The organism is Alteromonas sp. H02 (genome assembly GCF_059682525.1).
The window spans coordinates 4,821,651-4,847,279 of record NZ_CM185021.1 but is presented as its reverse complement, the minus strand read 5'-3'; the positions used below and the strand labels follow the sequence as shown (position 1 = coordinate 4,847,279).

The 25,629-nt window shown below is 48.9% G+C and carries 25 protein-coding genes; 15 read left to right on the top strand and 10 right to left on the bottom strand.

The window, feature by feature from the left end:
* Window positions 1-128: 128 nt before the first annotated feature.
* The 9 genes from AC566Q_RS22415 (at window position 129) to AC566Q_RS22375 (ending at window position 6,516) form a co-directional block, all read left to right on the top strand.
* Complete coding sequence (locus tag AC566Q_RS22415; protein ID WP_499611186.1) at window positions 129-1,256, top strand: ABC transporter substrate-binding protein; 1,128 nt, start codon at window positions 129-131, stop codon at window positions 1,254-1,256.
* A 16-nt stretch (window positions 1,257-1,272) separates the two neighbouring features.
* Window positions 1,273-2,229: a YVTN family beta-propeller repeat protein gene (locus AC566Q_RS22410; protein WP_499611183.1), complete on the top strand. Its 957-nt coding sequence runs from the start codon at window positions 1,273-1,275 to the stop codon at window positions 2,227-2,229.
* Window positions 2,226-2,963 carry an ABC transporter ATP-binding protein gene (locus AC566Q_RS22405; protein WP_499611180.1) on the top strand — a complete coding sequence of 246 codons (738 nt, stop codon included), beginning with the start codon at window positions 2,226-2,228 and terminating at the stop codon, window positions 2,961-2,963. The genes AC566Q_RS22410 and AC566Q_RS22405 overlap by 4 nt, the downstream gene beginning before the upstream one ends.
* Window positions 2,964-3,755, top strand: coding sequence for an ABC transporter permease (locus tag AC566Q_RS22400; protein ID WP_105936951.1), 792 nt, complete (start codon window positions 2,964-2,966; stop codon window positions 3,753-3,755).
* 113 nt (window positions 3,756-3,868) lie between these two features.
* Window positions 3,869-4,537 carry a response regulator gene (locus AC566Q_RS22395; RefSeq protein WP_105936952.1) on the top strand — a complete coding sequence of 223 codons (669 nt, stop codon included), beginning with the start codon at window positions 3,869-3,871 and terminating at the stop codon, window positions 4,535-4,537.
* A 174-nt stretch (window positions 4,538-4,711) separates the two neighbouring features.
* Window positions 4,712-4,870: a hypothetical protein gene (locus tag AC566Q_RS22390; protein ID WP_499611176.1), complete on the top strand. Its 159-nt coding sequence runs from the start codon at window positions 4,712-4,714 to the stop codon at window positions 4,868-4,870.
* 370 nt (window positions 4,871-5,240) lie between these two features.
* Complete coding sequence (locus tag AC566Q_RS22385) at window positions 5,241-5,498, top strand: type II toxin-antitoxin system Phd/YefM family antitoxin (RefSeq protein WP_012841716.1); 258 nt, start codon at window positions 5,241-5,243, stop codon at window positions 5,496-5,498.
* Entirely contained in the window at window positions 5,486-5,788 is a 303-nt protein-coding gene (locus tag AC566Q_RS22380) for a type II toxin-antitoxin system RelE/ParE family toxin (protein WP_499611172.1), read from the top strand. The genes AC566Q_RS22385 and AC566Q_RS22380 overlap by 13 nt, the downstream gene beginning before the upstream one ends.
* 320 nt (window positions 5,789-6,108) lie before the next feature.
* Window positions 6,109-6,516, top strand: a complete 408-nt coding sequence (locus tag AC566Q_RS22375) for a hypothetical protein (protein WP_499611169.1) — start codon at window positions 6,109-6,111, stop codon at window positions 6,514-6,516.
* 13 nt (window positions 6,517-6,529) lie between these two features.
* On the opposite strand, the gene AC566Q_RS22370 is transcribed toward AC566Q_RS22375, so the two are convergent.
* The 8 genes from AC566Q_RS22370 to AC566Q_RS22335 form a co-directional block, all read right to left on the bottom strand.
* Entirely contained in the window at window positions 6,530-9,220 is a 2,691-nt protein-coding gene (locus AC566Q_RS22370) for a NahK/ErcS family hybrid sensor histidine kinase/response regulator (protein ID WP_499611166.1), read from the bottom strand.
* On the bottom strand, window positions 9,189-10,397 hold the full coding sequence (gene nosP / locus AC566Q_RS22365; protein WP_499611163.1) for a nitric oxide-sensing protein NosP: 1,209 nt from the start codon (window positions 10,395-10,397) through the stop codon (window positions 9,189-9,191). The genes AC566Q_RS22370 and nosP overlap by 32 nt, the downstream gene beginning before the upstream one ends.
* Window positions 10,398-10,577: 180 nt before the next feature.
* Window positions 10,578-11,318 carry an ABC transporter ATP-binding protein gene (locus AC566Q_RS22360; protein ID WP_499611161.1) on the bottom strand — a complete coding sequence of 247 codons (741 nt, stop codon included), beginning with the start codon at window positions 11,316-11,318 and terminating at the stop codon, window positions 10,578-10,580.
* Complete coding sequence (locus AC566Q_RS22355; RefSeq protein WP_123323419.1) at window positions 11,309-12,052, bottom strand: ABC transporter permease; 744 nt, start codon at window positions 12,050-12,052, stop codon at window positions 11,309-11,311. Before AC566Q_RS22355 ends, AC566Q_RS22360 begins: the two co-directional genes overlap by 10 nt.
* Before the next feature lie 6 nt (window positions 12,053-12,058).
* Entirely contained in the window at window positions 12,059-13,054 is a 996-nt protein-coding gene (locus AC566Q_RS22350; RefSeq protein WP_499611157.1) for an ABC transporter substrate-binding protein, read from the bottom strand.
* A 13-nt stretch (window positions 13,055-13,067) separates the two neighbouring features.
* Window positions 13,068-13,340 (bottom strand): DUF4242 domain-containing protein, encoded by a 273-nt coding sequence (locus tag AC566Q_RS22345; protein ID WP_105936961.1) that lies wholly within the window; start codon window positions 13,338-13,340, stop codon window positions 13,068-13,070.
* A 98-nt stretch (window positions 13,341-13,438) separates the two neighbouring features.
* Window positions 13,439-14,956, bottom strand: a complete 1,518-nt coding sequence (gene exaC / locus AC566Q_RS22340; RefSeq protein ID WP_499611149.1) for an acetaldehyde dehydrogenase ExaC — start codon at window positions 14,954-14,956, stop codon at window positions 13,439-13,441.
* Between the two features lie 252 nt (window positions 14,957-15,208).
* Window positions 15,209-16,252 (bottom strand): porin, encoded by a 1,044-nt coding sequence (locus tag AC566Q_RS22335; protein ID WP_499611144.1) that lies wholly within the window; start codon window positions 16,250-16,252, stop codon window positions 15,209-15,211.
* 456 nt (window positions 16,253-16,708) lie between these two features.
* Between AC566Q_RS22335 and AC566Q_RS22330 the strand changes: the two genes are divergently transcribed.
* Window positions 16,709-18,001, top strand: a complete 1,293-nt coding sequence (locus AC566Q_RS22330; protein WP_123323424.1) for an NAD(P)/FAD-dependent oxidoreductase — start codon at window positions 16,709-16,711, stop codon at window positions 17,999-18,001.
* Window positions 18,002-18,318: 317 nt separating this feature from the next.
* Here AC566Q_RS22330 and AC566Q_RS22325 read toward each other — a convergent pair whose 3' ends face one another.
* The gene (locus AC566Q_RS22325) at window positions 18,319-19,677 is read right to left on the bottom strand and encodes an 8-oxoguanine deaminase (RefSeq protein ID WP_499611137.1); all 1,359 of its coding nucleotides are present in this window, start codon (window positions 19,675-19,677) and stop codon (window positions 18,319-18,321) included.
* A 135-nt stretch (window positions 19,678-19,812) separates the two neighbouring features.
* Window positions 19,813-21,117: a methyl-accepting chemotaxis protein gene (locus AC566Q_RS22320; RefSeq protein WP_499611130.1), complete on the bottom strand. Its 1,305-nt coding sequence runs from the start codon at window positions 21,115-21,117 to the stop codon at window positions 19,813-19,815.
* A 477-nt stretch (window positions 21,118-21,594) separates the two neighbouring features.
* Here AC566Q_RS22320 and AC566Q_RS22315 point away from each other — a divergent pair, with 477 nt between their 5' ends.
* The 5 genes from AC566Q_RS22315 (at window position 21,595) to AC566Q_RS22295 (ending at window position 25,587) form a co-directional block, all read left to right on the top strand.
* Window positions 21,595-23,229, top strand: a complete 1,635-nt coding sequence (locus AC566Q_RS22315) for an IS1634 family transposase (protein WP_202942833.1) — start codon at window positions 21,595-21,597, stop codon at window positions 23,227-23,229.
* Window positions 23,230-23,335: 106 nt separating this feature from the next.
* Entirely contained in the window at window positions 23,336-23,908 is a 573-nt protein-coding gene (locus AC566Q_RS22310; protein ID WP_105936968.1) for a YceI family protein, read from the top strand.
* 199 nt (window positions 23,909-24,107) lie between these two features.
* On the top strand, window positions 24,108-24,416 hold the full coding sequence (locus tag AC566Q_RS22305; protein ID WP_499611116.1) for a hypothetical protein: 309 nt from the start codon (window positions 24,108-24,110) through the stop codon (window positions 24,414-24,416).
* A 70-nt stretch (window positions 24,417-24,486) separates the two neighbouring features.
* Window positions 24,487-25,050, top strand: a complete 564-nt coding sequence (locus tag AC566Q_RS22300; RefSeq protein WP_499611112.1) for a CBS domain-containing protein — start codon at window positions 24,487-24,489, stop codon at window positions 25,048-25,050.
* 96 nt (window positions 25,051-25,146) lie between these two features.
* Window positions 25,147-25,587 (top strand): hypothetical protein, encoded by a 441-nt coding sequence (locus tag AC566Q_RS22295; protein WP_499611108.1) that lies wholly within the window; start codon window positions 25,147-25,149, stop codon window positions 25,585-25,587.
* Window positions 25,588-25,629 lie beyond the last annotated feature (42 nt).

Here is a 25,629-nt window from a genome sequence, read left to right as displayed (position 1 = left end):
CATAAGGTTAAAAAAGGGTTTTGTTTTTGAACATAAAAAAACGGATAGATTACAAATTTTACACCTGTTTAACGCGATTTTCGCAGCACGTTGGCGTCCTGATCGCGCTTGTTGTAGGTGGGGTTTTGATGCCTGCAGTGGCTAATGCCAAGGCACTAAATATAGATGTGATTTATGTTCAGCAATCATCAAACCAGGCTGCGCAGCCCTTATTACTTAAAAAAACGCCCGGCAATCTCACCATCGCTGGTGCGGAACTGGCCATAAAAGACAGCAATACCACGGGGCGTTTTTTAAAACATCAGTACAGCCTTTCTGGTGTAACCGGCGATAATAGTGAGGAAATTGTAGCGGCCCTTAAGCAACGTCTGAACGGACAGCCGGCTATCCTCCTCACAGACCTGCCCACGACTACGCTGAAAGTAGTAGCTGATTTAGCACTCGCCAACTCCAGTGTGATCATAAATGCCGGTGAAGCCGACAATAATTTACGTATATCTCAGTGCCGTGGTGGGTTGTTACACACTTTGGCGAGTCGCGCTATGTTAACCGATGCCATGGCCCAGTTCTTTATGGCCAGACGCTGGCGGGAGTGGTTTGTGATCAGTGGTAAATCTGACGCCGACAAAGCCTATGCTGAGTCAATTAACCGGTCAGCCAAACGCTTTGGTGCAAAAATAACCGAGCAGAAAACCTGGAGCTTTGATACCGATTTGCGCCGCAGTGCTCAGCGCGAGGTGCCGCTATTCACTCAGGGCGACGATTATGATGTTGTGCTGGTGGCCGATGAGTCTGATTTGTTTGGTAACTATATTCCGAACAATACCTGGTTACCCAGACCGGTTGCGGGCACCCATGGGTTAACCCCAACAACCTGGCACTGGGCCCTTGAGCAGTGGGGCGCTACCCAGTTACAAAACCGTTTTTACGAACAGTTTGGTCGCGAAATGCTCGACAAAGATTATGCAGCATGGCTGGCAGTGCGCAGCATCAGTGAGGCGGTTACCCGCACCCAAACCAATAATCCTAAAGCCCTTTACTCGTATCTGATGAGCAATGATTTTGAGCTGGCCGCGTTTAAGGGTCGCAAGTTGAGCTTTCGGCCGTGGAACGGCCAGTTGCGGCAACCGATTCCATTGGTGCACCCAAAAGGTTTGACCTCTCTGTCGCCGCAGGAAGGGTATCTTCACCCGAGCACTGATTTAGATACGCTGGGATTCGACAAGCCAGAATCACGCTGTGATATGGCTTACTAAAAGGTGGTATAGAAGTATGCGTTTAATAGTTTTAGCAGCCGGCCTGTTAACGGCACTGGTGAGTCAGGCCGAGGTGGCTTACGTTTCCAATGAGAAAAGCGATACGCTAACCCTTATCGATGTGGATAAACTGGAAGTCATCGATACGCTGGAGGTAGGAATGCGTCCCCGCGGCATTATCTTCAGCCAGGATTATAAATACCTGTATATTTGTGCCAGCGAATCTGATGCCGTGCAGGTAATGGATTTGGCTACCCACAAGGTGATTCACAATCTGCCTTCCGGTGAAGATCCGGAGCAGTTCGCCCTGCATCCAAACAACCGTCATCTGTATATTGCTAATGAAGACAGCGCAGTGGTTACCGTTGTCGATACCGTAGACCGTACCGTTATCGCACAAATTGATGTGGGCATTGAACCGGAAGGTATGGCAGTGAGCCCCGATGGAAAATGGGTTATCAATACCTCGGAAACCACCAACATGCTGCACTGGATCGATGCCAGTACCCACGAGTTGGTGGATAACACCCTGGTCGATCAGCGTCCGCGCCATGTGGAATTCAGCAAGTCCGGTGAAAAGGTCTGGGCGTCGGCTGAGATTGGCGGCACAGTGGACGTTATTGATACAGCCTCCCGGGAACTGATTAAAAAAATCACCTTTAAAATTCCTGGCGTACACCGCGATAAAATACAGCCGGTGGGCATTAAACTTACCGATGATGGCAAATATGCCTTTGTGGCACTCGGCCCGGCAAACCATGTGGCGGTAATCGATGCCAGCACCTATGAAGTGCTTGATTATCTGCTGGTAGGTCGCCGTGTATGGCAGTTAGCTTTTGCCAAAGAACAGTCTTTATTGTTCACCACTAATGGTGTTAGCGGCGATGTGTCGGTGATTGATGTGGAAGATCTGAAAGTCATTAAAACGATTAAAGCCGGCCGCTATCCATGGGGCGTTGTGGTTAAACCATGAGTGTTCCGGTATTGGCTGTAGAGCAAGTAGGATTTAACTACGGGGCCAAACAGGCACTGTCTGAGGTGACATTTTCGCTCTCAGCGGGGTCTTATTATGCATTGCTTGGGCCTAATGGTGCGGGCAAGAGCACGCTGTTCTCGATTCTTTGTCAGTTATTGCAGCCACAATCCGGTAGCGTAACGGTAAACGGCATCAGTGCCGCGAAAAAGCCGCGTCAGGTGTTAAAGCAAATCGGTATGGTGTTTCAGCAACCCACTCTGGATTTAGATTTGAGTGTTGAGCAGAACCTGGCTTATCACGCCAGTCTGCACGGCTTATCAAGCGCCTACACAAAACAGCGGATCGATGAAGAATTACAGCGTTTTGCATTAAGCGAGCGACGCAAAGATAAAGTTCGCTTACTCAATGGCGGTCACCGCCGTCGTGTAGAGATAGCACGTGCGCTATTGCATCAACCGGCTATCCTGTTGCTGGATGAGGCCACCGTGGGCCTGGATCAGTCCACCCGTGACACGATTAACGATCACCTGCGCCAATTGTGTAGCGACTCGGGTATCACGATTTTGTCGTCGACCCACCTGATTGACGAAGTGCGCCCGAATGACGAGCTGATTGTGTTGATCAAAGGCCAGATTCAACTGCAGCAACGTTGTGAGGAGGCCATGCAGGCCCTGCAACTGGACTCGGTGCAGGCGCTTTACCGACACTTCCATCAGCAGGGGGAGCAATAGATGTACTGGACCTGCTTTGTTGGTGTTCTAAAACGGGAACTGCTGAGATTCTGGCAACAGCGCTCGCGGCTGATAAGCGCGCTGGTACGCCCTTTATTATGGCTGGTGGTGTTTGCGGCGGGCTTTCGCGCTGCGCTGGGGGTAGCGATTATTCCTCCCTATGAAACCTACATCACTTATGAGGTTTACATTATTCCGGGGCTGGCCGGCGTGATCATGCTGTTTAACGGCATGCAAAGCTCGCTTTCTATGGTGTACGACCGGGAAATGGGCAGCATGAAGGTGCTTCTCACCAGCCCCATGCCCCGACCGTTTCTGCTGGTTAGTAAGCTGCTGGCCGGTGCCTGTATTTCCATGTTGCAGGTGTATGCCTTTTTTGCCATCGCCTGGCTGCTGGAGGTGGAAGCTGAGCCAATCGGTTACTTGCTGGTTATTCCGGCTTTACTCCTTACCGCCTTATTACTGGGAGCGCTGGGACTATTGCTGTCGTCTTTTATCAAGCAATTGGAAAACTTCGCCGGGGTGATGAACTTCGTGGTGTTTCCGATGTTTTTCCTCTCTTCGGCATTATACCCGTTGTGGAAAATGCGCGAGTCGAGCGAATGGCTTTACTGGATATGCCAGTTTAATCCGTTCACACACGCGGTAGAACTGATTCGTTTTGCGCTTTATGGCCAGTTTAACGGACAGGCAGCGCTGGTAACCGGTCTTTGTACGCTGATTTTTACCAGTCTGGCTATTTGGGGCTACGACCCCAAAAGGGGCATGGTAAAACGCAAGGTGGGCGGTTAGCTCGCTGAATTAACAAACGGATGGATTATCCTGATAGCCGCGGTAAATAAAGGCTAGCTGAATGACAGTACATCCACTAATATAACTTACATAGCATTTACAGGGTGATAAAAATGGTAGAAATTCTCGTCGCTGATGACCATCCCTTATTTCAATATGCAATCACCGATTTCGTTGAGCGTAATATTCCGGACACTAAAACCATCAGTTGTATCGACCTTGAAGAAGCACTCAATACAGCAGAAGAAAACCCCAACATTGATTTGGTGCTACTCGACCTGAATATGCCAGGCATGGATGGCCTTAACGGTATCGTGCGTTTTCGTAATCAGTTCCCTGAAATTCCTATTGTTATTGTGTCGGCAGAAGAAGATAAAAACGTCGTGCTGCAGGCTTTTACCTATGGCGCGGTAGGGTTTATCACCAAGTCTTCCAGCTGTGAGCAGATTGTGGGTGCGCTCCAGCAGGTACTGTCCGGTCAGGTATACCTGCCACCGGATATCATCCGTAATGGTGGTAGCAGCAAGCCCAAGGAAGATTCTGCTCAGCAGCAAATCGATCCTAAGCTGATTGGCGCTCTGACCCGCCGCCAGTTACTGGTGTTTGAGTGTATCGCCAAAGGTAAGTCTAACAAACAGATTGCCTATGAGCTGAATATCGCTGAAACCACAGTGAAGGCTCACGTGTCGGCCATTCTTACTAAGCTGAATGTCCATAACCGCATCCAGGCAGCGCTTTGTGCCGCCAGTATCGACTTTAACCAGTATCTGATGCGCAATTAGCGGTTAGCGATTGATAATGCTTTGTAAGCCATGGGTATCCTGTTGCCCATGGCGTGAGTGATTCTCCTTCCTGCCGACTTCCCACCTGTGACGGTCTTTTATTGCAAGTGCTTTAAAAACCACTAAAAATTAAGTATTGTTTTGGCCTTGCTCGCCAGATTTGCAAAGGTTGATATGGATATCGAAGTTACCCGACCAAAACAATTCACCGATTTTACCCGCAGTTACCGTTTGCTTGCCGATGGCAGGGAAGTGGCGTTAATCGAACGCGGTACCACGCAAAAGGTTACTCTGCCGCCCGACAGTAAAATACTCACGGCTTACATAGATTAGTGCTACAGCCCGGACTTTGCCGTTAGTGATATTCAGGGTAGCCGCATCGTAGTCAAAAACGCATTCGCCTCTAACCCACTTAAAGCGCTGTTACTTCCGCTTTATTACGTGACATTTGGTAAACATAAGTATCTTAAAATAGAATCTTAATGCCTACGCTTATGGACTGTCGTTTTGTAGGACAAGGAGAAATCAATGCAAGACAATCAGCAAGTTCAGTTGAAGCTCGTGTTCCTATGACGTATTAGTTTTTCCAGAATTAGACGTCACTTCAAGTAAAGTCCCATAATAAGAGGTTAGCCGTTGTAGAGTTTATTATGTTCAAAGTGATAGAATAGTATCACTTTGGTATTCCTTTGGTGCGGCTCTCATGAAAGTAGAACTAGTTACATCACTTAAACGTCAGGCAACTAAGATCCTTGCGGATCTCCACGACACTAAAGAACCAGTGCTAATTACCGAGCATGGTAAGCCATCCGCGTATCTGGTTGATGTCGATGATTATGAGTTTATGCAAAATCGTTTGGTTATCCTTGAGGGGATCGCGCGAGGTGAACGCGCACTAGCTGACGGTAAAGCGGTAAGTCATGATGAAGCCAAAGACAAAATGTCAAAATGGCTGAAATAATCTGGACTGAGTCCGCGTTATCTGATCTTAATGATATCGCTGAATATATCGCACTAGAAAATATTGTTGCGGCAAGGCAGTTAGTACAAACGATCTTCTCCAAAATCGAACGCTTACAAACTTTCCCTGAGTCAGGTCGTATTCCACCCGAACTAGAACATTTAATCTATCGTGAAGTTGTCGTGAATCCATGTCGTGTTTTCTATAAGCAAGATGGTGACAGCGTGTTTATTTTGTTTGTTATGCGCAGGGAGAGAGATTTACGTAAGTTCCTGTTGAGTAAACAATAACCTTTTGGAATTAGGGCTAACAATCTGTTTAAGAGTAATTCGCAACGCGTGGCATTTTCACCATAGGCTGTGGTGTTTCAGGTAGTATGCGGTGGCGTTGGCATTGCGCTGCTCACACCCTCACAGGGAGTTACGCTTATTTGACCTTCGGCTCAGTTAGGAAAGTTGCGATTACGTCTAGTCCTATGCATTCGGTGGCAGTGCCCATGAACGGTAAACGTTGCCGGTATCGCGCATGACGATTTTAGTCGCGCAGAGGGCCTTCACTGGTTATGCTAAGCAAGCGATGATCATCAACACTTTGGAATTAGGATTAGCCAATGGCCACGGATTATTTATCACTGGAATGGCAGACGCTGCAAAACCAATTCGATAGCTATGAGAAATACAGTCTGCTCATTAAGCTGGTCGCTATTTTTACTACGTCTTTTGCCTTAGGGTTTGAATTTAACCTGTTAGTGCCGGTGTTAATGGTTGGGGTATTCTGGTTGCAGGACGGTATCTGGAAAACCTTTCAGGGGCGTTTTGAAAGCCGCTTGCTAATTGTTGAGGCGGCCTTAGCTGCCAATCACAATGAAACCGGCTGCCAGTTTAATCAACAGTATCAGCAAATCGCCAACAGCGGTGTGGACCTGATTAAAGAGTACTTAAAACAGTGTCTCAGACCCACAGTAATGTATCCCTATGTTGTTTTGCTTGGTCTAACTCTGTCTAGTTTATGGTGGTAGTAAGTACCAACAATCAGGCTTTTGCATTGGACAACAGGTTAGATAATGCCAGCTTCATCTTATGAGGTTTCACGGGCTTGTTTAACAGCGAATAGCCCTTTTCCCTGACCATCTGGCGCAGTTCATTGGTGTAGTTTGCCGTGATCATAATAACCGGTGGGTGCGGGTCTAAATGCTGGTGAGTAATTTCCAGTGCGTCAAAGCCGGTATCGCCATCGTCAAGGTGATAATCTGCGATGATCAGTTGTGGGTCCAGCTCGTTTAAAAACTCCGGCTCCTGCAATTCTTCCAGAGTTTGTATCGACGTGATGTTGCAATTCCAGCTGCCCAGCACCGTTTCCATGCCTTTACATATTTCATCATCGTTATCGATAAGTAAAATACGTGCCCCTTCTAGTTTATCGTTAAAGCGATCAATTAACGGTGGTGGAGCCGGTTTTACCCGCTCCACAGACACATCGGCATAAGGCAGAGTTATGCTGAAGCAGGATCCTTTGCCCTCTACCGAACGCACGTTAATGGTATGGTTCATCACACTGGCGAGCCGTTCAACAATGGCCAGGCCTAAGCCGAGTCCCTTGTCATGACGGCGCTTCTTGGCATCAAGTCGATTAAACTCACGGAAGATTTCACTCAGTTTGTCTTGCGGGATACCAATACCAGTATCAAAAATCTGAATTTGTAAGCCTGCCTTGCGCCGTCTTACCCCTATTAGAATACTGCCTTCGTTGGTGTAGCGGATCGCGTTGCTGAGCAGGTTGCGAAGGATCCGCGCCAGAAGGTAAGTATCTGAATGAACAAGGGTTTGTGTGGTCTTTACTCTCAGTTCGAGGCCTTTGCCCTCTGCCTGAGGCGTAAACTCATTTGCCATATTGGTAATTAAGTCATTAATTTCAAAATCATCCAGTACCGGTTCAATCAAGCCGGCCTCAAGCTTGGAAATATCCACTAAAGCACTGATAAGCGACTCGAGGTTTTCCAGTGAGTAGCTTAACGAACGAATAAGTTTCTGGGCCTCATCGCTCAATGTCAGATCGTTTAAGGCATCGGCAAATAAACGAGCCGAGTTCATGGGTTGCAGTAAATCGTGGCTGGTGGCGGCGAGGAATTTTGATTTCGATTCATTGGCCTGGTCGGCTTCCCGTTTTGCCTCCAGCAGCTTAATTTCGGCCAGTTGCCGTTCTTCAATTTCGTTGCGTAACTGCAGGTTAATTTCAGAAATCTTTTTAGTGCGCTGATTAACCCGCTGCTCCATATAATCATAGGCATGCTTAAGGGCACGGGCGGTGCGGCGCTGCTCGGTAACATCCTGCTCCAGGGCAAAGAAACCAATGACGTTGCGCTGCTCGTCAAAGTGGGGAATATAGGTTTTATTCGAAATCCGCACGTTATCCGGATCGCGGCTGTGTTCGAGCTCAAAGTTTACGGCCTGACCAAGCATGGCGCGCGCAATATGGATGGTGAGTGTCTGATACTCTTTATGGCCAAGCACATCACTGAGGTGATGATTAATAATTTCGTCGCGTGAGCGGTTAAACCACTTTTCAAACTCGCGGTTGACGAATTCATAGCACAGATCTTTATTAACGTAGGAAATCAGTGCCGGCATAGCATCGGTGATCAGGCGGATACGCTGTTCACTCTCGCGCAGGGCAATCTGGTTGCGACTGCGTTCGGTAATATCGGCAAAGGTTATCAGTATACCGCCGCCTGGGATAAGGTTACGCCGAACCAGTAATACCAGATTGTCATCGAGCATCATCTCGACTTCAAGGAAGTCTTTATCGGGCGCTACATCAAACGAAATGGCGCTAAGCAGAGCTTTGGCAAACACGTTTTGTTGCATAAGTTCGGCAAACACATCACCACGCTTCACGCCGTCATCCGCCAGGCCTAACAGCTCGAAAAAGCGTTGGTTCCAGGTTTCGATTTGTCGTTCAGCGTTAATCAGCACAACGCCCTGGGTCATGTTTTCCAGGGTGGCTTTGAGTAGCTCTGCCTGCTCAGCCATGGCGGTCTCGTAGCGGACCTCCTCGGCTAATTTAATATTAGTAATATCGGTATACACCACCACCAGACAGTTATCGTTAGTTTTGCGTTCCTGCATCTGGATCCAGGTACCATCGCGCAATTTAAAGATAGTCTGGGCAATCGGGTCGGGATAGACGCCCACTTTTTTCTGCGCTTTTGCTTTATGATCAACCAGTACCAGCGAGGCCGCGGTAATTTCCTGAAAAGAGGTTTTGCCCAACTCGTAGGTAATATTGTGCTGTTGCCAGAACTCGGCGCAGCGGCTGTTTACCATTACCATTTTGCGGTCTGCATCGAACAGGGCGAAGGCGTCGGAAATACTCTCAATGGCGTCACGCAGACGCTGCCGATCCTGTTCGGCCTGGATTTGGCTTTTTTCTGTTTCCCGGCGGGCCAGTTCGAGCTGTTGGTTGGACTCCTCGAGACGATGCAGGGTCTGCTGCAGGCGGTAGGTGCGCTCTTTTACTTTGTCGGCGAGCATCGCCGCATCTTCGAACGACTGATAGGCATCACTGTGATTACCCCAGCCCATTTCTACCCGGCGCATCAGCACACGGTTTATTTTCTGCAGCTTTTCGTTTTCGTAGCGCAGTCGTTCGAGTTCATCATCGCCGGCCATTTCCGGCGGCTCAACGGCTACTTCAGGCGTCAGTGGACTTGAGGTGGTTTTCAATGGGCGCTCCAATGGCTACGCCGGTAAAAGTATGGTTCAAGTGTAACCCATTTATTTGCTCACCGTAGGTATTAAATCCGATCATATGATTGGCACGGTAAAGCTCTGACATGGCATCTTCTAACTGGTACTTATCGATTTCAGCGCGGCGGTGAATACAGTCAAAACCAATGAGTAATTCAATGTCGCCCACATTACGGCGAATATCATTGAGGATCATGGTGGAGTGAGCGTGCAGTCCGCTGGATTTCATGTTGGTCAGCACAATCCCGGCGTCAATGGCGCAGAAAAAAGTCAGGCTTAAATCATCGTTCACCTGTTGGATACTGCGGATATACAGTTGGTCGCCAATTTGCACTGCCAGTGGGTGCATGGCGAAAACCTCTGAAGTCAGGTCCTCGAGCTTTAAACCGTTTATCCGGCAGTACTCCAGCGCAGCTGGTTCGGCATTAAATTCTTCGACAACCCGTTGCCCTGGTGCGGTTTGGGTAACCACCAGTTTATCGTTTTCGGGTGCTAAATGGTGGTGGCTGAATACATCAAAATAACAGTTGGTATTGATCAGCATAAAGACTGCTGCGCTGCTGTAAAAGCGGCCGTTGCAGTAAACCTGGGTATCGACAAAATGTTGATCGTCCCCGGCAGAGCCGCCAACCAGCGGAATATCCTGCATACTCATATTGAGTGCATCGATAACCAGTTCTTCGCGAATGGATAAGCCATCCAGTAGGGTCATGCCGAAGGAATGTTGTTCTACTGGTCCGGGTGATACTGATTTGCTGCGCAGTTTGTCGAGCATGGAGTTAACCAGTACGTCGGCATCGCGCTCTGCAAAAGCAGCCAGATTTTCGATGAGCACGGTTTCTACGGCGAAGTGATGCTTACTGAGGGCAAAGGCGCTGATGGAATGCATGCGGCAGCCGTCGGGGGTGATTTCACCGGCGGAGGTACAGCCAATCACAGGGGTGTCACCAAAATAGCGGTTTAATTCTTTTGATAGCTGTTCCAGCGGATAACGGGTACAACAGTAAAATACTACGCATGCTGCTTCGCAGGGAGCCAGGGCATGGTAGATGTCCCGTGCTGCAATCACAGGATCCAGACTTTCCGAGCCGGCTCTGGCTACAGAGGGTGAGTCGAAGACTTCAACGGTTTGACTAATTGGTTGCGACAGCATGGATACTCCCTAAACTCGGGTGACTGGTTGCATTACGCTGTGCCAAAGGGCTGAGATACCAATTCACCGCTGCTGAGTTTATATAATTCACAATTGTTTAACAAGATTCGCAGGAGTGATTTACGCACAAAACTCGGCCATTAGTAGCATAAATTGGGCCGTTGGTCATACAACTAACGATCAGGCCGGATCAGCTAACGACTGTCTAAAACGTTGGGAGAGGGTAAAAAGCCCATCATCGCGAGGGTTTCGCGGGCGCTGAGCGGTCAGCCTGACGTCTTCCAGAATCTGCATCGGCTGGCTGCTAAGCAATAAAATGCGGTCCGATAAGGTGATTGCCTCAGTAATATCATGGGTGACATACACTACGGTTGTCTGACGTGCTTGCCATAGCTGGGTGAGCAGGTGTCTGAGTGAGTCGGCGGCCGGAACATCCAGCGACGAAAAAGGCTCATCCATCAGTAAAATATCCGGCTCACAGGCAAAAGCCCGGGCCAGTGCCGCACGTTTTAACATGCCGCCGGAAAGTTGTGCCGGGTACTGATGCTCAGCACCGCTCAGTCCAACCTGTTGCAGCCAGTAAAGTGCATTACTGCGGCGTTGTGATGAAGCGCCTTCGCAAACCAGCATTACGTTATCGCAAATGGTCAGCCAGGGCATTAGCCGTGGTTCCTGAAACATCAAAGCCACACGTGCTGGCTGGGCATAGGGCAAAGTCAGCTTAACCTTACCCTGATAATCGGTATCGAGACCTGCAACGATATTCAGCAAGGTACTTTTACCGGCGCCAGATGGTCCCAGCAAAGTAACAAACTCGCCAGCGGTCAGGGTGATACTGAGCTCTGAAATAATCGTGCGTTGGTTGCCGCCCTCATCCTTAAATGATTTGTTGGCGATATCGATCTGATAGGTCATCGCCATTTGAGTACCCGCCGTTCCCAGGGGCGCAATACGCCTGCTTCCAGGGCAAAGATAATACAGGCAAACGCCAGTGTATAAGCCAGCACACTGGTAATATCAAAATACTGGAAGAACAATGACAGTTGAAAGCCCACGCCATCGCTGCAGCCGAGCAATTCAACTACCAGCACAATTTTCCATACCAGGGCCAGACCGCCGCGGGCTGCGGCCAGAAAATACGGGTACAGTTGCGGCAAATAAACCTTTATAAAAGTGCGCCCCGCCGGTACCTGATAGGCTTTGGCCACATCCAGCAAGCGCTTATCCACGGCTCTGGCGCCTTCGCGCATAGTGACCGCGATATTGGGCGTTTTATTTACGATAACAGCAATTAGCGCGGCTGTTTCATTTAATCCAAACCAGATAAAACACAGAATAATCGTTACCAGCGCCGGCACGTTCAGCGCCAGGGTCACGACGCTGTCGAGCCATAAATCAAGCCGCTTAAAGTGGCCAATAACCAGCCCCAGTAAGCTGCCCAGTAACATAGCGCACAGAAAACTAATGGCAATACGGCGCAGGGTAATGGTCAGGTGGTGCGGTAACTCGCCGCTGTCGACATGACCCATCAGGTTAGTCAGCACTGCATAGGGAGCTGGTAACAAGTCGGGAGTAAATAGCATCACAGCGGCCTGCCATAGCAGAATAAAAACCACCATCGACAGCATGCGGGTTAGTGCCGGATGACTGTGCATCAGTGCTTACTGTCCTGCCAGCGCCGGACTTTGCCAGAACAAACTGTCGGGCAGAGATTGCAGTGCACCGGTTACACCGGTCGTTCCCTCATTGGCTTTAAGTACCTTAAACAGCTTTTGTAAATCGGCTTTAATGCTGGCATCAAAGCGGGTCGGGATCCCAGCACGGTAATGCGCAATGAGCACAGGCCGGGCATCGTCTGAATACTTTTGTGTGAAAGAGGGAATACATTGCCACAGGTTATCGTCTTCGTTCATTTTGGCCCGTGTAGCAAAAGACATAGCAAAAAACTGGTCTACCAACGCCGGATTTTCGGCTGCCCAGCTTTGTTTAAATAACCAGCCAATCACCGGTACGTCGGCACTGATTTGCCAACTGCCAAGCACTTCATCCATTGTTAGTAGCGAGCGTTTATCGTGAGTTTTCAGCTCCGCGGCGTAATGCCAGAAATTGACGACGGCGTCGAGCTGATCGCGCAGCATAAGCTGATTAAGCATAGGGGGCGCGGCGAATTTAACGGTTGTCTGACTGGCTAATTCAAGGCCGAAATGTTGCCTTGCATAGGCACTGTAAAGGATCCAGTTTTTGTTGCCTTTACCGCCCGCAAAGCCGATGGTTTTACCTTGTAGATCACCCATGTCTGAAGCATTGGCTTTGGCATCAACAACCAGTTCGCCGGCAGCCGTGGAATAGGGATAAAAATGATACAGTCGCCCTTCATCGAACTGCCGTGCTGCCCATAACCAGTCGCCCACAATCATGTCTACGGCGCCGCCTTGCAAAGCAACCGAAAGGGCCTGGGGCGAGCCTAATGCCACCCGGGTTAATTTAAAACCGTATTGTTCAGGAAGTTGTTTGGCTTCTGCCAGGTCCAGCTCCCAGTTGAGGGTGCCATACTTCAGTACACCAACCCGGATTTCCGGAAGATCAGCAGCTCTTGCGCCCGACGTCAGCGCGCTGCACCACAGGATGACACTACACAGTACAACTCTAATCATCATGTCTTTTTGGGAGCTATTCAGCGGTTGTTGGGTCGATCATCGTTTTGACCTGATTAATTTGGTTGGCCGGAATGCCCATTTGTTCAGCATGGTCGAGGATGGCCTGTTTATCAGGTGAAATGTAAACACAGTAAATTTTGTTGTCGGTGACGTAGCTTTCCACCCATTGAATATGCGGGCCGGCATCACGTAACACACAGCAGGATTGCTGTGACGTATTTTGTAGTTGTTCAGCGCTAAGTTCACCAGCACCGGGGATTTCGCGTTCGATAATAAATTTTGGCATGGCAGACAAATCCTTCTTTTTATTGACTATAGGGTACAGAAAGGAAAAAGGTCCCCGCAGATGCGGGAACCTCGCTTACGCCAGTTATGGCAACGCTTTTAGAAAAAGCCCAGTGGGTTGATGTCGTAGCTGGTCAGCAGGTTTTTGGTTTGCTGATAGTGGTCGAGCATCATTTTGTGGTTTTCACGGCCCACACCTGATTTCTTATAACCACCAAACGCTGCGTGAGCAGGGTACGCATGGTAGCAGTTCATCCATACACGACCGGCTTCGATGCCACGGCCCATACGGTATGCAAGGTTAGTATCACGAGTCCATACACCCGCACCCAAACCAAACTCAGTATTGTTAGCAATAGCCAGTGCTTCTGCTTCGTCTTTAAAGGTGGTTACGCCAACAACCGGTCCGAAGATTTCTTCCTGGAACACGCGCATGTCGTTAGAGCCTTTCAGCAGGGTAGGTTGTACATAGAAACCGTTGCTGAAGCCTTCTACATTGGCAGGACCGCCACCGATAAGCACTTCGGCGCCTTCTTTCTTACCTAACTCAAGATAGCCCAGGATTTTTTCATACTGCTGAGCAGATGCCTGTGCACCCACCTGAGTATCGGTATCCAGTGGGTTACCACGTTTGATTTGTTGTGTACGAGCGATAACCAGCGAGATAAAGTCATCGTACATATCTTCCTGAATCAGAGCACGAGAAGGACAGGTACATACTTCACCCTGGTTGAAGAACGCCAGTACAGTACCCTCAACACACTTGCTCAGGAACTCGTCTTCGTGCTTCATTACATCGCTGAAGTAGATATTTGGCGACTTACCACCCAGTTCTACAGTAGATGGGATGATGTTGTCTGCAGCGCATTTCAGAATGTGGGCACCAACAGGCGTTGAACCGGTAAAGGCAATCTTCGCGATACGCTTGTTAGTCGCCAGTGCTTCACCTGCTTCTCTGCCGAAGCCGTTTACGACGTTCAGTACGCCCGGTGGCAGCAGATCACCAATGATTTCCATCAGTACCAGAATAGACGCAGGCGTCTGCTCAGCAGGCTTCAGAACGATACAGTTACCGGCAGCCAGTGCAGGTGCCAGCTTCCACGCTGCCATCAGCAGTGGGAAGTTCCAAGGGATAATCTGACCGACAACGCCCAGTGGTTCATGGAAGTGATAAGCAATGGTGTTTTGGTCGATTTCACTGATACCACCTTCCTGTGCACGAATACAGCCGGCAAAGTAGCGGAAATGGTCGGCGGCTAATGGTACGTCAGCGTTCAACGTTTCACGTACCGCTTTACCGTTGTCCCAGGTTTCTGCTACGGCCAGGGCTTCAAGGTTGGCTTCAATGCGATCAGCAATCTTTAAAATCAGATTAGAGCGCTCAGTGACTGAGGTTTTGCCCCAGGCTGCTTTGGCTTTGTGTGCGGCGTCCAGCGCTAATTCGATATCTTCGGCCGTTGAGCGTGGGATCTCACAAAACTTTTCGTTGTTAACAGGTGATACGTTATCAAAATACTGACCTTTAACGGGAGCAACCCACTCGCCGCCAATAAAGTTTTCGTATCTTGATTTAAATGAGACGACAGAATTTTCTGTTCCAGGTGCTGCATAGATCATGTTGCTTACTCCGGTAATCAATTATAAAAGCGTTGCCAGATTGTCGGTTTTGCGGGAGCCATGATTAAGCTCCCTGACCGGCACCGACTGCCGTAAGACAAGACTGTTTTCTGGCAAGGAAACAGTCAGTTACTAAAAGTTTACGATGGCACCGACAGCAACGGTTTGGGCTTCTTCCTGACCCAGAATGCCCGAGAACTCACTGGTAGAATATTCCACTGCAAAGGTCACGTTGCTGTTGTAGCCGTAGAATCAGGCAGCCTGCATACCTTCATGACCGATGTAGTCACTGTCTTCAATTTCGTTTTCGCCGTAAGACAGAACAAAACGGTTAGCATCCAGCTTGTAAGATGCCTGCAGGATATAGCCCTCGCTGTCCAGTTCGTTATAAGTGGTTGGGTCATACATGGTGACCGGTGCTAAACCCAGTGCTGCTTCTGTGGGGCCTAACAGAATGCCGATACCTTCACCGCTGTAGCCTGATGCGTGCAGTGATAAACCACCAAAGCCTACTTTTACACCGTATGAAGCGCCGTTTGAGTCAACGTCACCCATATCAGATTCAGAGGTTTGCGACAGGAAACCCACCCATGCAGTGACTGATGCGTCGTCGAAAGTGCCGCTGTAGGTCACTTCACCCTCAAAACGAGGTGCAGATTCTTCGCGGTCAGCATCGCCATTGACTGGCGAAGGATCGACAGCCGCGACGGCTACTTTGAAGCCACCACCGAAAGACGGCGAGGTATAACGTATTTGCGACGCTGGGAACGGATAAGTGTACCCGCTGCCGAGGTTACCGAATGATACGCCCTGGCCATCAACCAGTCCCAGCGTATCATTGACATTGCCGTAACCAAGCAGGACTTCGTCTAAGAAAACGTTGCTGCGGTTAAACAGTGTGAAATCTTTACCAATCAGTAATTGACCCCAGTCGGCATCCAGCGTCGCGTAAAACTGACGAACATCGATACCGGTTGAGGTAACACCACTGTTAGAATCGTTGATGGTTACCCAGAAAGATGAGCGACCGCCCACTTTCATGTCACCAATCTGCTTACTGAAGTTCATACCCAGCCAATTAGGCAGGAAACCCATTTTAACGCGGGACTGGTCACGGTCACCGTTTGGGCCGTTATCAACAGACGTTGTGGTGTAGAATGTGTTAAATGACGCATCAACCGATACGGTAGCCACTTCGGCATCGTCGTAAATGGTGATTGCGGCATTAGCTGAAGCTGAAGAGAGTGCAAGTAAGGCAACTGCTAGCGGTTTGCACGCAAATTTATTATTTTTCATGTGTAACCCTCATATTTGTGTTTATTGCGTGGAGTAACACTTTAATTGCGTCCCACTGTCACTCACGTTAATTGGCAACGATTCTTTGCCGTTGCTCTTTGTGCATTGAGTATTGTTGAGCAGCCGGATTTTGAGTACTCCTCAATGGAGCCTTTTGAATTCAACTTTAGTCCTCTGCGGAAATTCGCCTAAAGATCTACTACCAAAGTGCTGGTTTGGAAGGGCGGTTTTGGCACTGCTTTGACGTGCTACTAAAAGCCAGCGCAAAGTGGCAGTTTAGAGAGTGTTTTTTGCTGTTTTTGTTAACATAAAATATTTCTACACTGGCAGAGTCTGACTTTACCTCACCGGTAAAAGGCGTAAGCTGCTAGTGGTTGATGAGACCCTGAGTGTCGATTGATCTGTGCACATCAGTGCATTGTGCAGACCAATTCACATTTAATAAGTAGGTCTGTTATGAAAAAAATCGTAGTTGTAGGCGGTGGTGCCGGTGGTCTTGAGCTGGTTACCCGGCTGAGTAAAACACTGGGTAAGCGCAAGCTGGCCGAGATAATACTGGTTGACCGTAGCCGCACGCATGTCTGGAAACCCCTTCTTCATGAAGTGGCTGCCGGGGTCATTAATAAAGCCTCAGACGGTGTTGATTACCGTATGCACGCCGCCCAGCACCATTACCAGTTTCAGCTCGGCAATATGAGCTATATTGACCGTGACAACCAAAGTATCTACCTCGACCCGTTATACGATGAAGACGGCCTGGAAATCCTCCCGGAGCGTACTGTGGAGTATGATTATCTGGTTATGGCTATCGGCAGTGTAACCAATGATTTCGGTACCCTTGGCGTGAGTGAGCACTGTTATTGCCTGGACTCACTTATCCAGGCCGAACGCTTTCATCGCGCGCTGTTAAATCAGCTACTGAAGATCAATCAGGAAGGCGTTACCAAGAAAAAAATCCACGTCGCGATTGTGGGAGCCGGGGCAACCGGCACCGAGTTGGCAGCGCAGTTACACCACGTGAGTAACCTGGCCAGAGCCTACGGTATGCCTGAAATGTCGGCCGACAAACTGCAGGTGTCGATACTCGAGGCTGGACCACGGATATTGCCTGCATTACCCGAGCGAATTGCGGGCTCTGCGCGTCGTGCCCTTACCAAGCTAGGCATTGAAGTACGCGAGAATACGCGGGTACAAAGGGTGGATAAAGAAGGGTTTGTCACCGCCGAAGACGTGCTGATTGAAGCCGACTTAATGGTGTGGTCAGCCGGGGTTAAGGCGCCCGAGTTTCTGACCGATTTAAATCTGTTCGAGCTTAACAAAGCTAATCAGATCCTGGTAACGCCTGCTCTGCAAAGTACTGTGGATAATAAGATTTTTGCTATCGGCGACTGTTGCGGAGTGCTCCAGAAAGACGGTAGCTGGGTACCACCACGGGCGCAGTCGGCGCACCAGATGGCCAGTTTACTGGCCAAAAACCTGCAAAACCTGTTTATGCATAAACCGATGCAGGCCTATACCTACACCGATTACGGCTCGCTGGTGCACCTCAGTAAATACTCCACGGTAGGTAGTCTGATGGGCAAACTCAGCAACAGCACCATGTTTATTGAAGGGCGACTGGCTAAGATGGTGTATGTGTCGCTGTATAATATGCATTTGTTTGCGGTGCATGGCTGGTTTAAGGGCTTTTTAATGCTGCTGATGCGCAAAGTCAGTAACCTGGTTACCCCTAAATTAAAACTTCACTAACAAATAGTACCCGGTAGCGGCATACCGTTACCGGGTAAATCCTGCCTCTGGTCGTTCTGACCACAGTTAAAAAATTGTGATTTTTGTAACAAACAGCATGGAGATTTGGCTTGCTGAAAAGTGAAAAATGGCGGCTTGAGTTGCTCAAATAATGTACTTTATTTGCCAATTCAGTAAAGACTGTTTAACAAACGATTTTCACTCATTTAAAGGCTTTCAGGTGTAAATTACCGGCCTTGTTGCTACCAAAGTACCGCCTGGTTGATGCCTAAGTAGTAGGTGGCGGTGGAGGCCGCCACAGTGTCTGGTAAGGCTGATTACCCGGCGATAAGTTGGCTGGCGGCAGCCCGGTGGCGAGCTAGCAGAGCAGGCAGGTCAAGGCCGTTTATCTGGCCATGACTCACCCGCCAATGGCCCCCTACCATAACGTGCTCGGCTCTTTCTGCGCCGCACAGTATAAGAGCTGCGAGTGGATCATGGGAGCCGCTGAAGCGGATGTCATCCAGACTGAACAGGGCCAAATCAGCCTGCATGCCCTCGGCAATGGCGCCAATATCCGTGCGTCCCAGCACGCTGGCCGAGCCTTCGGTTGCCCAGCGTAACACCACTTCCGGCGTGATTTTTTCTGCGCCGTATTTTAAACGTTGCAGATACAGCGCCTGACGGGCTTCATACATCATGTTGGATGCATCATTAGACGCTGAACCATCTACTCCTAAGCCAATCGGTGCACCGGCCTCAATAAGGTCAAGCGTAGGGCAGATCCCGGAAGCCAGACGCATATTCGACACCGGACAATGACAAATACCGGTACCGGCGGCGCCCAGCCGGGCAATTTCTTCTTCATTAAAGTGAATACCATGCGCCAGCCAGGTGCGGTCGCTCAGCCAGCCCACACTTTCCAGGTAGTCCACGGTACGCATCCCGAAGGTTTGCAGGCAGAAGTCTTCTTCATCCAGGGTTTCGGCCAGGTGCGTGTGCAGGCGCACATCTTCGCGCTTAGCCAGCTGAGCGCTTTCCTGCATAATTTCCCGGGTTACAGAGAATGGTGAGCAGGGCGCCAGGGCAATTTGAATTTGTGCGCCGGTATCGCGCTCGTGGTACTGGCTAATAAGTCGCTCGCTGTCGCGAATAATGGCTTCACCGGTTTGTACGGTGTGCTGAGGAGGTAAGCCGCCATCTTTTTCACCAAGGCTCATTGAGCCGCGGGTAAGCATAGCGCGCATGCCCAGTTGCCTGACTACATCCACCTGCACATCGATGGCGTTATCCAGTCCTACCGGAAACAAGTAATGGTGATCGGCGGCGGTGGTACAGCCGGATAGCAGTAGTTCAGCCATAGCGACCTGGGTGGCCAGATGCAAGGCATCCGGCGTGAGCCGTGCCCATACCGGATATAAGGTTTTTAGCCATGGGAACAAGGGTTCATTCACTACTGGTGCCCAGGCACGGGTGAGAGTTTGATAAAAATGATGATGGGTGTTAATCAGCCCTGGCAAAATCACCAGACCAGATGCGTCGAAAACTTCATCGCAGGGCGATGCAGGGGCGTCATGATTAAACAGAAGCGTTTCAATTTTACCCTGATTAACTATCAGACCGGTGACCGGTTGAGACTGGTCGGGGGCAAAAACATATAACGGCGATTTTATCCAGATACGCTGTGCTGCAGACATAGCAATGGCTCCAATAATAAAGTTAATGGTAATGCCAGCTCAGTTATGTCCTGTCTGCTGATCCAGGAGAAGTAAATTCGCCGAATATTCTACCCTATCATTCACAAATGAAAAGCCCGGGCACCTGGCTGGTTCCTAGATTTCCAGTTGCGTCATCAGTTCAACCAGTTGTTTAACGCCGTTACTGATATCCTCGAGCCCCTCGGAGGTCAGCGTAAATTTATCCGTACCCGCCAGCGCCTGTTCAGATAACACGCCTAACTTGCCATCCATAGTTTCGGTAAGCTCACTGTTTTTATTAACGATGTCAGTAATCGATTTGGTTACGGTGGCGGTACTTTCGGCAAGGTTGCGCACCTCGTCTGCGACCACAGAAAATCCTCGTCCGTGCTCTCCTGCCCGGGCTGCTTCGATGGCGGCATTTAACGCCAGCAGGTTGGTTTGCTCTGCAATGCCCTGAATGGTAACCACCATGTCGGTCACTTTTGTGGATTGCTCTGACAAGCGGCGGCCGTCTTCCGCGATTTGCTTTAATTCATCAGCAATTTTTACCGCTGAGTTAATGGCTTCGCTAAGTACTTCTACGGCACTGCGGGTTATGGTAGAGGTTTGTTCCGAGGTAGCGGCCGCCATATTGATGACTTGCTGGGTCTTGTTGATACGTTCGGTAATGTCGGTGGCGAACTTGATAACCTTCACTATATTACCGTTGCTGTCTTTAACCGGATTATAAGTGGCTTCCAGTGCCACTTTATTGCCTTTGGCATCCACCCGGGTAAAGCGCCCGGTGAAGCGTTCGCCACCAGCCAGTTGTTGCCAGAAGTTGGGGTTTTCAGCATAAAAGTCGGGTTCGCAAAACATACGATGGTGCTGGCCAATGATGTCCCCGGCCTGATATTGCATTACCTGCAAAAAATTTTCGTTGGCCTCAAGAATCTCGCCTTCAGGGGTAAAGGCTATGACTGCCATGGAGGCATTCAGCGTATCGGCCAGAACTTTATTTTTTTGTTGCTGCCTAAAATCGTCACTGCGGTCCTGAATTAAGGCAATTACCTTGGTAATGCCCTGATTGTCATCTGCGATAGGAACAAACTGTGCGCTGATATGACGCAGCGCCCCGCCTGATTGCTTAAGGTTGACCTCGAGCTGCTCCATGGTATCTACGGCGCCAGACTGGAGCAAGCTCTGAAAAAAGCTGGTTTGGGTTAGTGACTCACTCAGCAGATTATCAATGTGCTCACACGTCAACTGCGCTTTACTGTACCCGCTCAGCGCCTCAAATTGAGGACTGGATTCGAGGATCATACCGGCAGCAGAGATGGCTAGATAGTTCGTCTGGCGCTTAATGGCCAGACATTCTTTTTCCGAACTTTTACTCAGCGCCAACTGGCGTTCAAGCGCTTCAATTTGCTGCGTGTAAACTGATTTACGTACTAACATGGCTGTTGCTCTATTGTGTTGCTTGATCCAATCCACAGTCATCAATACGGCTCTAATTGAATCCGTGAGCTTACGCTTTTGGCAGGAACTTTTCGCCTGGCTGGCAAGTTCCTGGCAGGCAACGAAAGTAATGTCGTTGTACTCAGCGTTTGTATTAAACCTGTTCATTGCGGGGTTTTATAAATAGTAGTATTTAATTTCGTATATTGATTAATCAAACGTATTAAAAAAGATACTCACGTATATTTTTTTCGGGTTAAAACCTGAGGGAACGAAAATTCTTTAATATAACTATCTGAGGGGGGGACTTTTTGCCAGACAGAGGACGTTGAGACGGTTTTTTATTATTTTTATCCGCCATATTCTATAAATCAGAACGAAACGTTTAATCCGTCATTCCGCACCTAATTAACTGATTTATTTTTCTTGACACCGATCCCCCATTTTGATCTATTACTCATCTTTGGGTGCAGCAAAATGGCTATTTCTACTACCTCCCTATCAGGGTTAACTATCAAACGCATGGACCATCTTGGTTTAGTATCCGGTATGTGTCGGGAGCTTGGTATCGCTAAGATGATTGACGCGGTTATCCCAAAAAACAATGAGCATAAGGTGACTCATGGAGAAGCCTTTGTCGCCATGCTTCTCAATGGTTTGGGTTTTCACAGTCGCACCCTACACATGTTTGCAGATTTTTTCGCTGACAAACCCACTGAACGCCTGATTGGTCCGGGTGTACAGGCCAAGCACCTGAATGATGATGTACTTGGTCGGTGTCTTGATGCCCTCTATGAAGCAGACGTGTCGTCGCTATATCAAGTCATGGCTGAGCGAGTGGTCGACACGCTGGGGTTAGCCAGTAACGCTGTGCACCTGGATATCACCAGTTTTCATGTCGATGGTGAATACGCTGTTGATGAACAAGATAGCGAGACTAAACGCATTGAGCTGGTTAAAGGTTACAGCCGGGACCACCGGCCAGAATTAAACCAGGTGATACTGGAGCTGATTTGTGAAAATCAAGCCGGTATCCCTGTCTATATGCAGGCTTTAAGTGGCAATACGAATGACCAGAAAGCTTTTGCAGAAGTCACCCGTCACCATATTCAGTGTTTAAAGGCCGCACAACAATGCCGATATTTTGTTGCCGATGCGGCGCTTTATACCGAAGAATCTATCACTGCCCTGGCAACACAGAACCAATTGTTTATCTCACGAGTCCCCATGACCATCAAAGACGCCAGGCAGCACGTAAGCAACGTGACGGAAGCCAGTCTCACTGCCATGGGTAACGGTTACCACGGTTGTTGGGTGGATGCAGACTATGCCGGAGTGAAACAGAAATGGTTGATTCTGCGCAGTGAGCAGGCGACTAAACGGGAGCAGCAGACACTGGCCCGCAATTTACTTAAAAGCAGTGAAAAAGAGCACAAGCAATTTATTAAATTGTGTAAGCAACGCTTTGCCTGCCAGACCGATGCCGAGACGGCAATGAAAGTCTTTAGCAAGACGTTAAAAACAACCCGCATCAGTGAGTTTGACTGTATAGCCCACCCCGTGTTCTCAGGTAAAGGTCGCCCCAAAAAAGGACAACAGCCAGCATACTATGAATACCAACTCGATGGGCTGATAGCCACCTGTTTGGATAAAGTTGGAATAGCTCAGGCGCAAACCGGGATGTTTATCCTCGCAACCAATGATTGTAGCGGGGAACTCAGTATGCAGACAGTGTTAGATACCTACAAATCCCAGCAACATGTTGAGCGGGGATTTCGTTTTCTCAAAAGTCCGGAATTTCTGACATCCTCACTGTTTCTAAAGAAACCGGAAAGGATTGAAGCGCTGCTCATGGTGATGACGTGCAGTCTGATGATATACGCCGCCCTTGAACACCGGATCCGAACGTCATTAAAAGAAAGACAACAATACTTCCCTGACATGAAAAAGAAACCGTCCCAGAAGCCAACGGCACGATGGGTATTTCTGTGTTTTAGTGGGATCCACGAAGTCAGCATTGGTGACTCTCCCCCCGTAATCACAGACAAACAGGAGCGCCAGCAGGTGATCATTGATGTACTTGGCACATTATACCAAGAGATTTATTCCTGAATTTGATGCGGAATGTCGGTTAATTAATAGATAAAGCTAAATTCCTTTAATCACGTAAGAATAGTCGAAATTCAATGACTCTTTCAGACAACAAAAGGAATCTGTGATGAATAAACGAATATCTACTATTCTTCTTAGCGCGCTTTTCAGCGTATCAGCTTTTGCAGCACCGACCAGCTATTCGGTAGACCCTACGCATACCTTTGCAGTGGCTTCATGGAGTCACTTTGGCTTTTCAACGCCTACCGCCGTATTCGCCGGAGCTGAAGGCACCATTACCTACGACGCCGAAAAGCCGGCTCAAAGTGATATCGCCATTTCTGTTAGCATCGAAACGGTTGATACCTTTGTGGACAAGCTGACTGAAGAGTTTCTTGGCGAAGACTGGTTTAATGCGGCGATGTATCCTAAGGCCACTTTTGTAAGCACTAAAGTCGTGCCAAAAGGCGATAACAAGTTTGCTGTTACTGGCGATCTGACGATTAAAGGCACTACCAAAACAGTTACTATGGACGCGACTCTGAACGGTATGGGTGAGCACCCGATGTCGAAGAAGCAGGCCATTGGCTTTGACGCCGAAACGGTTATTAAGCGTTCTGATTTCGGCATCGACCAGTACGTGCCCTATGTAGGTGATGAAATTACACTGCGCCTGACTACCGAAGCCCAGGCTAAGTAGTTTTTCGCAGAGTGCTTTTTCATCACATCCTCAGCACTCTGGGCGGTAGCAAAGGCGTGATCTGCGCTACCGCATTTTACCGCCAGCCTGGCAGTTCGGCGTAAAATAGCATCAGTTGGTCGGTAACTGACTTTCCTTTGGAACCAATACGAACCATTGTAAGTCTATTAGTGTATATCCTTTAACTCGTGGTACTCAGATGAACTGGTTAAGATTGTTAGTAGTGATGGTGGCAATGGTGGGCTGTCCCGCTGTTAGCACTGTGCTGCATGATGATCACAGCGTCGGAGTTCAGCGTGTTGATCTACAGGACGTTGTCGTTGATGCTAATGCTGCCGATAGCATTGAAATCAGTGATGAGAGCGACACCGATTTTGATGGCTACCTGCCGCAATCTGTTTCGAGTTCTGAAGTACATCTTTGCCAATCTGTATTCACTTATCAGAGTCGAAACAAGCACACCTATCGCTCCCACCACGGCATCAGAGCGCCTCCCTCAGTAAGTTAATTTCACTCTTATCTGCGTCGTGCAATGGTGCATTCAGGCGCATAGAAATTAATTAAATGAGGATAAATCCATGCATAATTTAACCCTGTGCAAAACCGAATCTATAGATACGCTCGCTCATCCGGATATCTTTGAGCATGTTGAGTTAGCGTCTTCTGCGCTGAGTATTTTTACCGATTTTCATGATCACCAACCGCTGGTGATTGATGGCAACGTAAAAGCGGTAGAGCTGGAAAAACTGATGCGCCAGTCTCACGTTAAAATGAAACTGGTGCTCGACCAGCGTGAACAGTTTGTTGGTATAGTCACGTTTGCTGATATTACAGAGCAGAAAATACTACAACGGGTAGTTCAATTGGGAATACCGCGGTCGGAGCTGCTGGTGGTGGATATGATGCAACCTAAATCCATGTTGCAGGCATTCGACTACAGCGAGCTGAAGCTGTCGAGTGTGTCTGACGTCGTGAATGCCCTGCGCGAGAATGGTGCCATGCATTGCCTGGTGATTGATAAGGTGGCCCATGAAATTCGTGGAGTAATCAGCGTGAGCGACATTGCCCGCATCTTGCGGATCCCACTGGATATTCAGTCCCAGCCCTCCTTTGCGGCACTATCCCATATTATTGCTGCTTAGCCGCTAAATCACACCTTGCCTGTTCGCGACAACCCTGTGTCGCGGCAGGCCCGCTTTTGCTACACTTAAAAATAAGTTTGCTTGCGGAATGAAAATATGGATATCAGGTACATTAAGCAGCACGGTGATTTTGCTCTAACCATGGTAAATGACATTGTGTTGGTGAATGCCAAAGGTCCATGGAACACCGAATGTGTGGAAAACTTCGGCCTCACCTATGCCGGCACGGTATACAAGAGTGGCATGTTGCGCTGGGCCGACATTGTTGTGCTGGATGGTGAAAGCCTGTTAGTGCCTGAAGCAGAGCGCGCGCTCACCGAGCGTATCGGCAGAGCAATAGCTGCCGGGCTGGTGCAGGTGTATATTGTTACCGAAAAGTCACGCACGAAGATTACCTCCGTAAGGCAAATCAAAAAGCTCTATGAGCCCCATAATATTAACGTGGAATATGTGACTGAACTGGATATAGCAATTGATCTCGCCGGCAAAGCAGGCTTTGCGGTAGATGCTGAACAGATACGGACGTTCTTTGGCTGACTCAATAACCCGTCCCAAACTTCATGACCTAACACCCGTTAA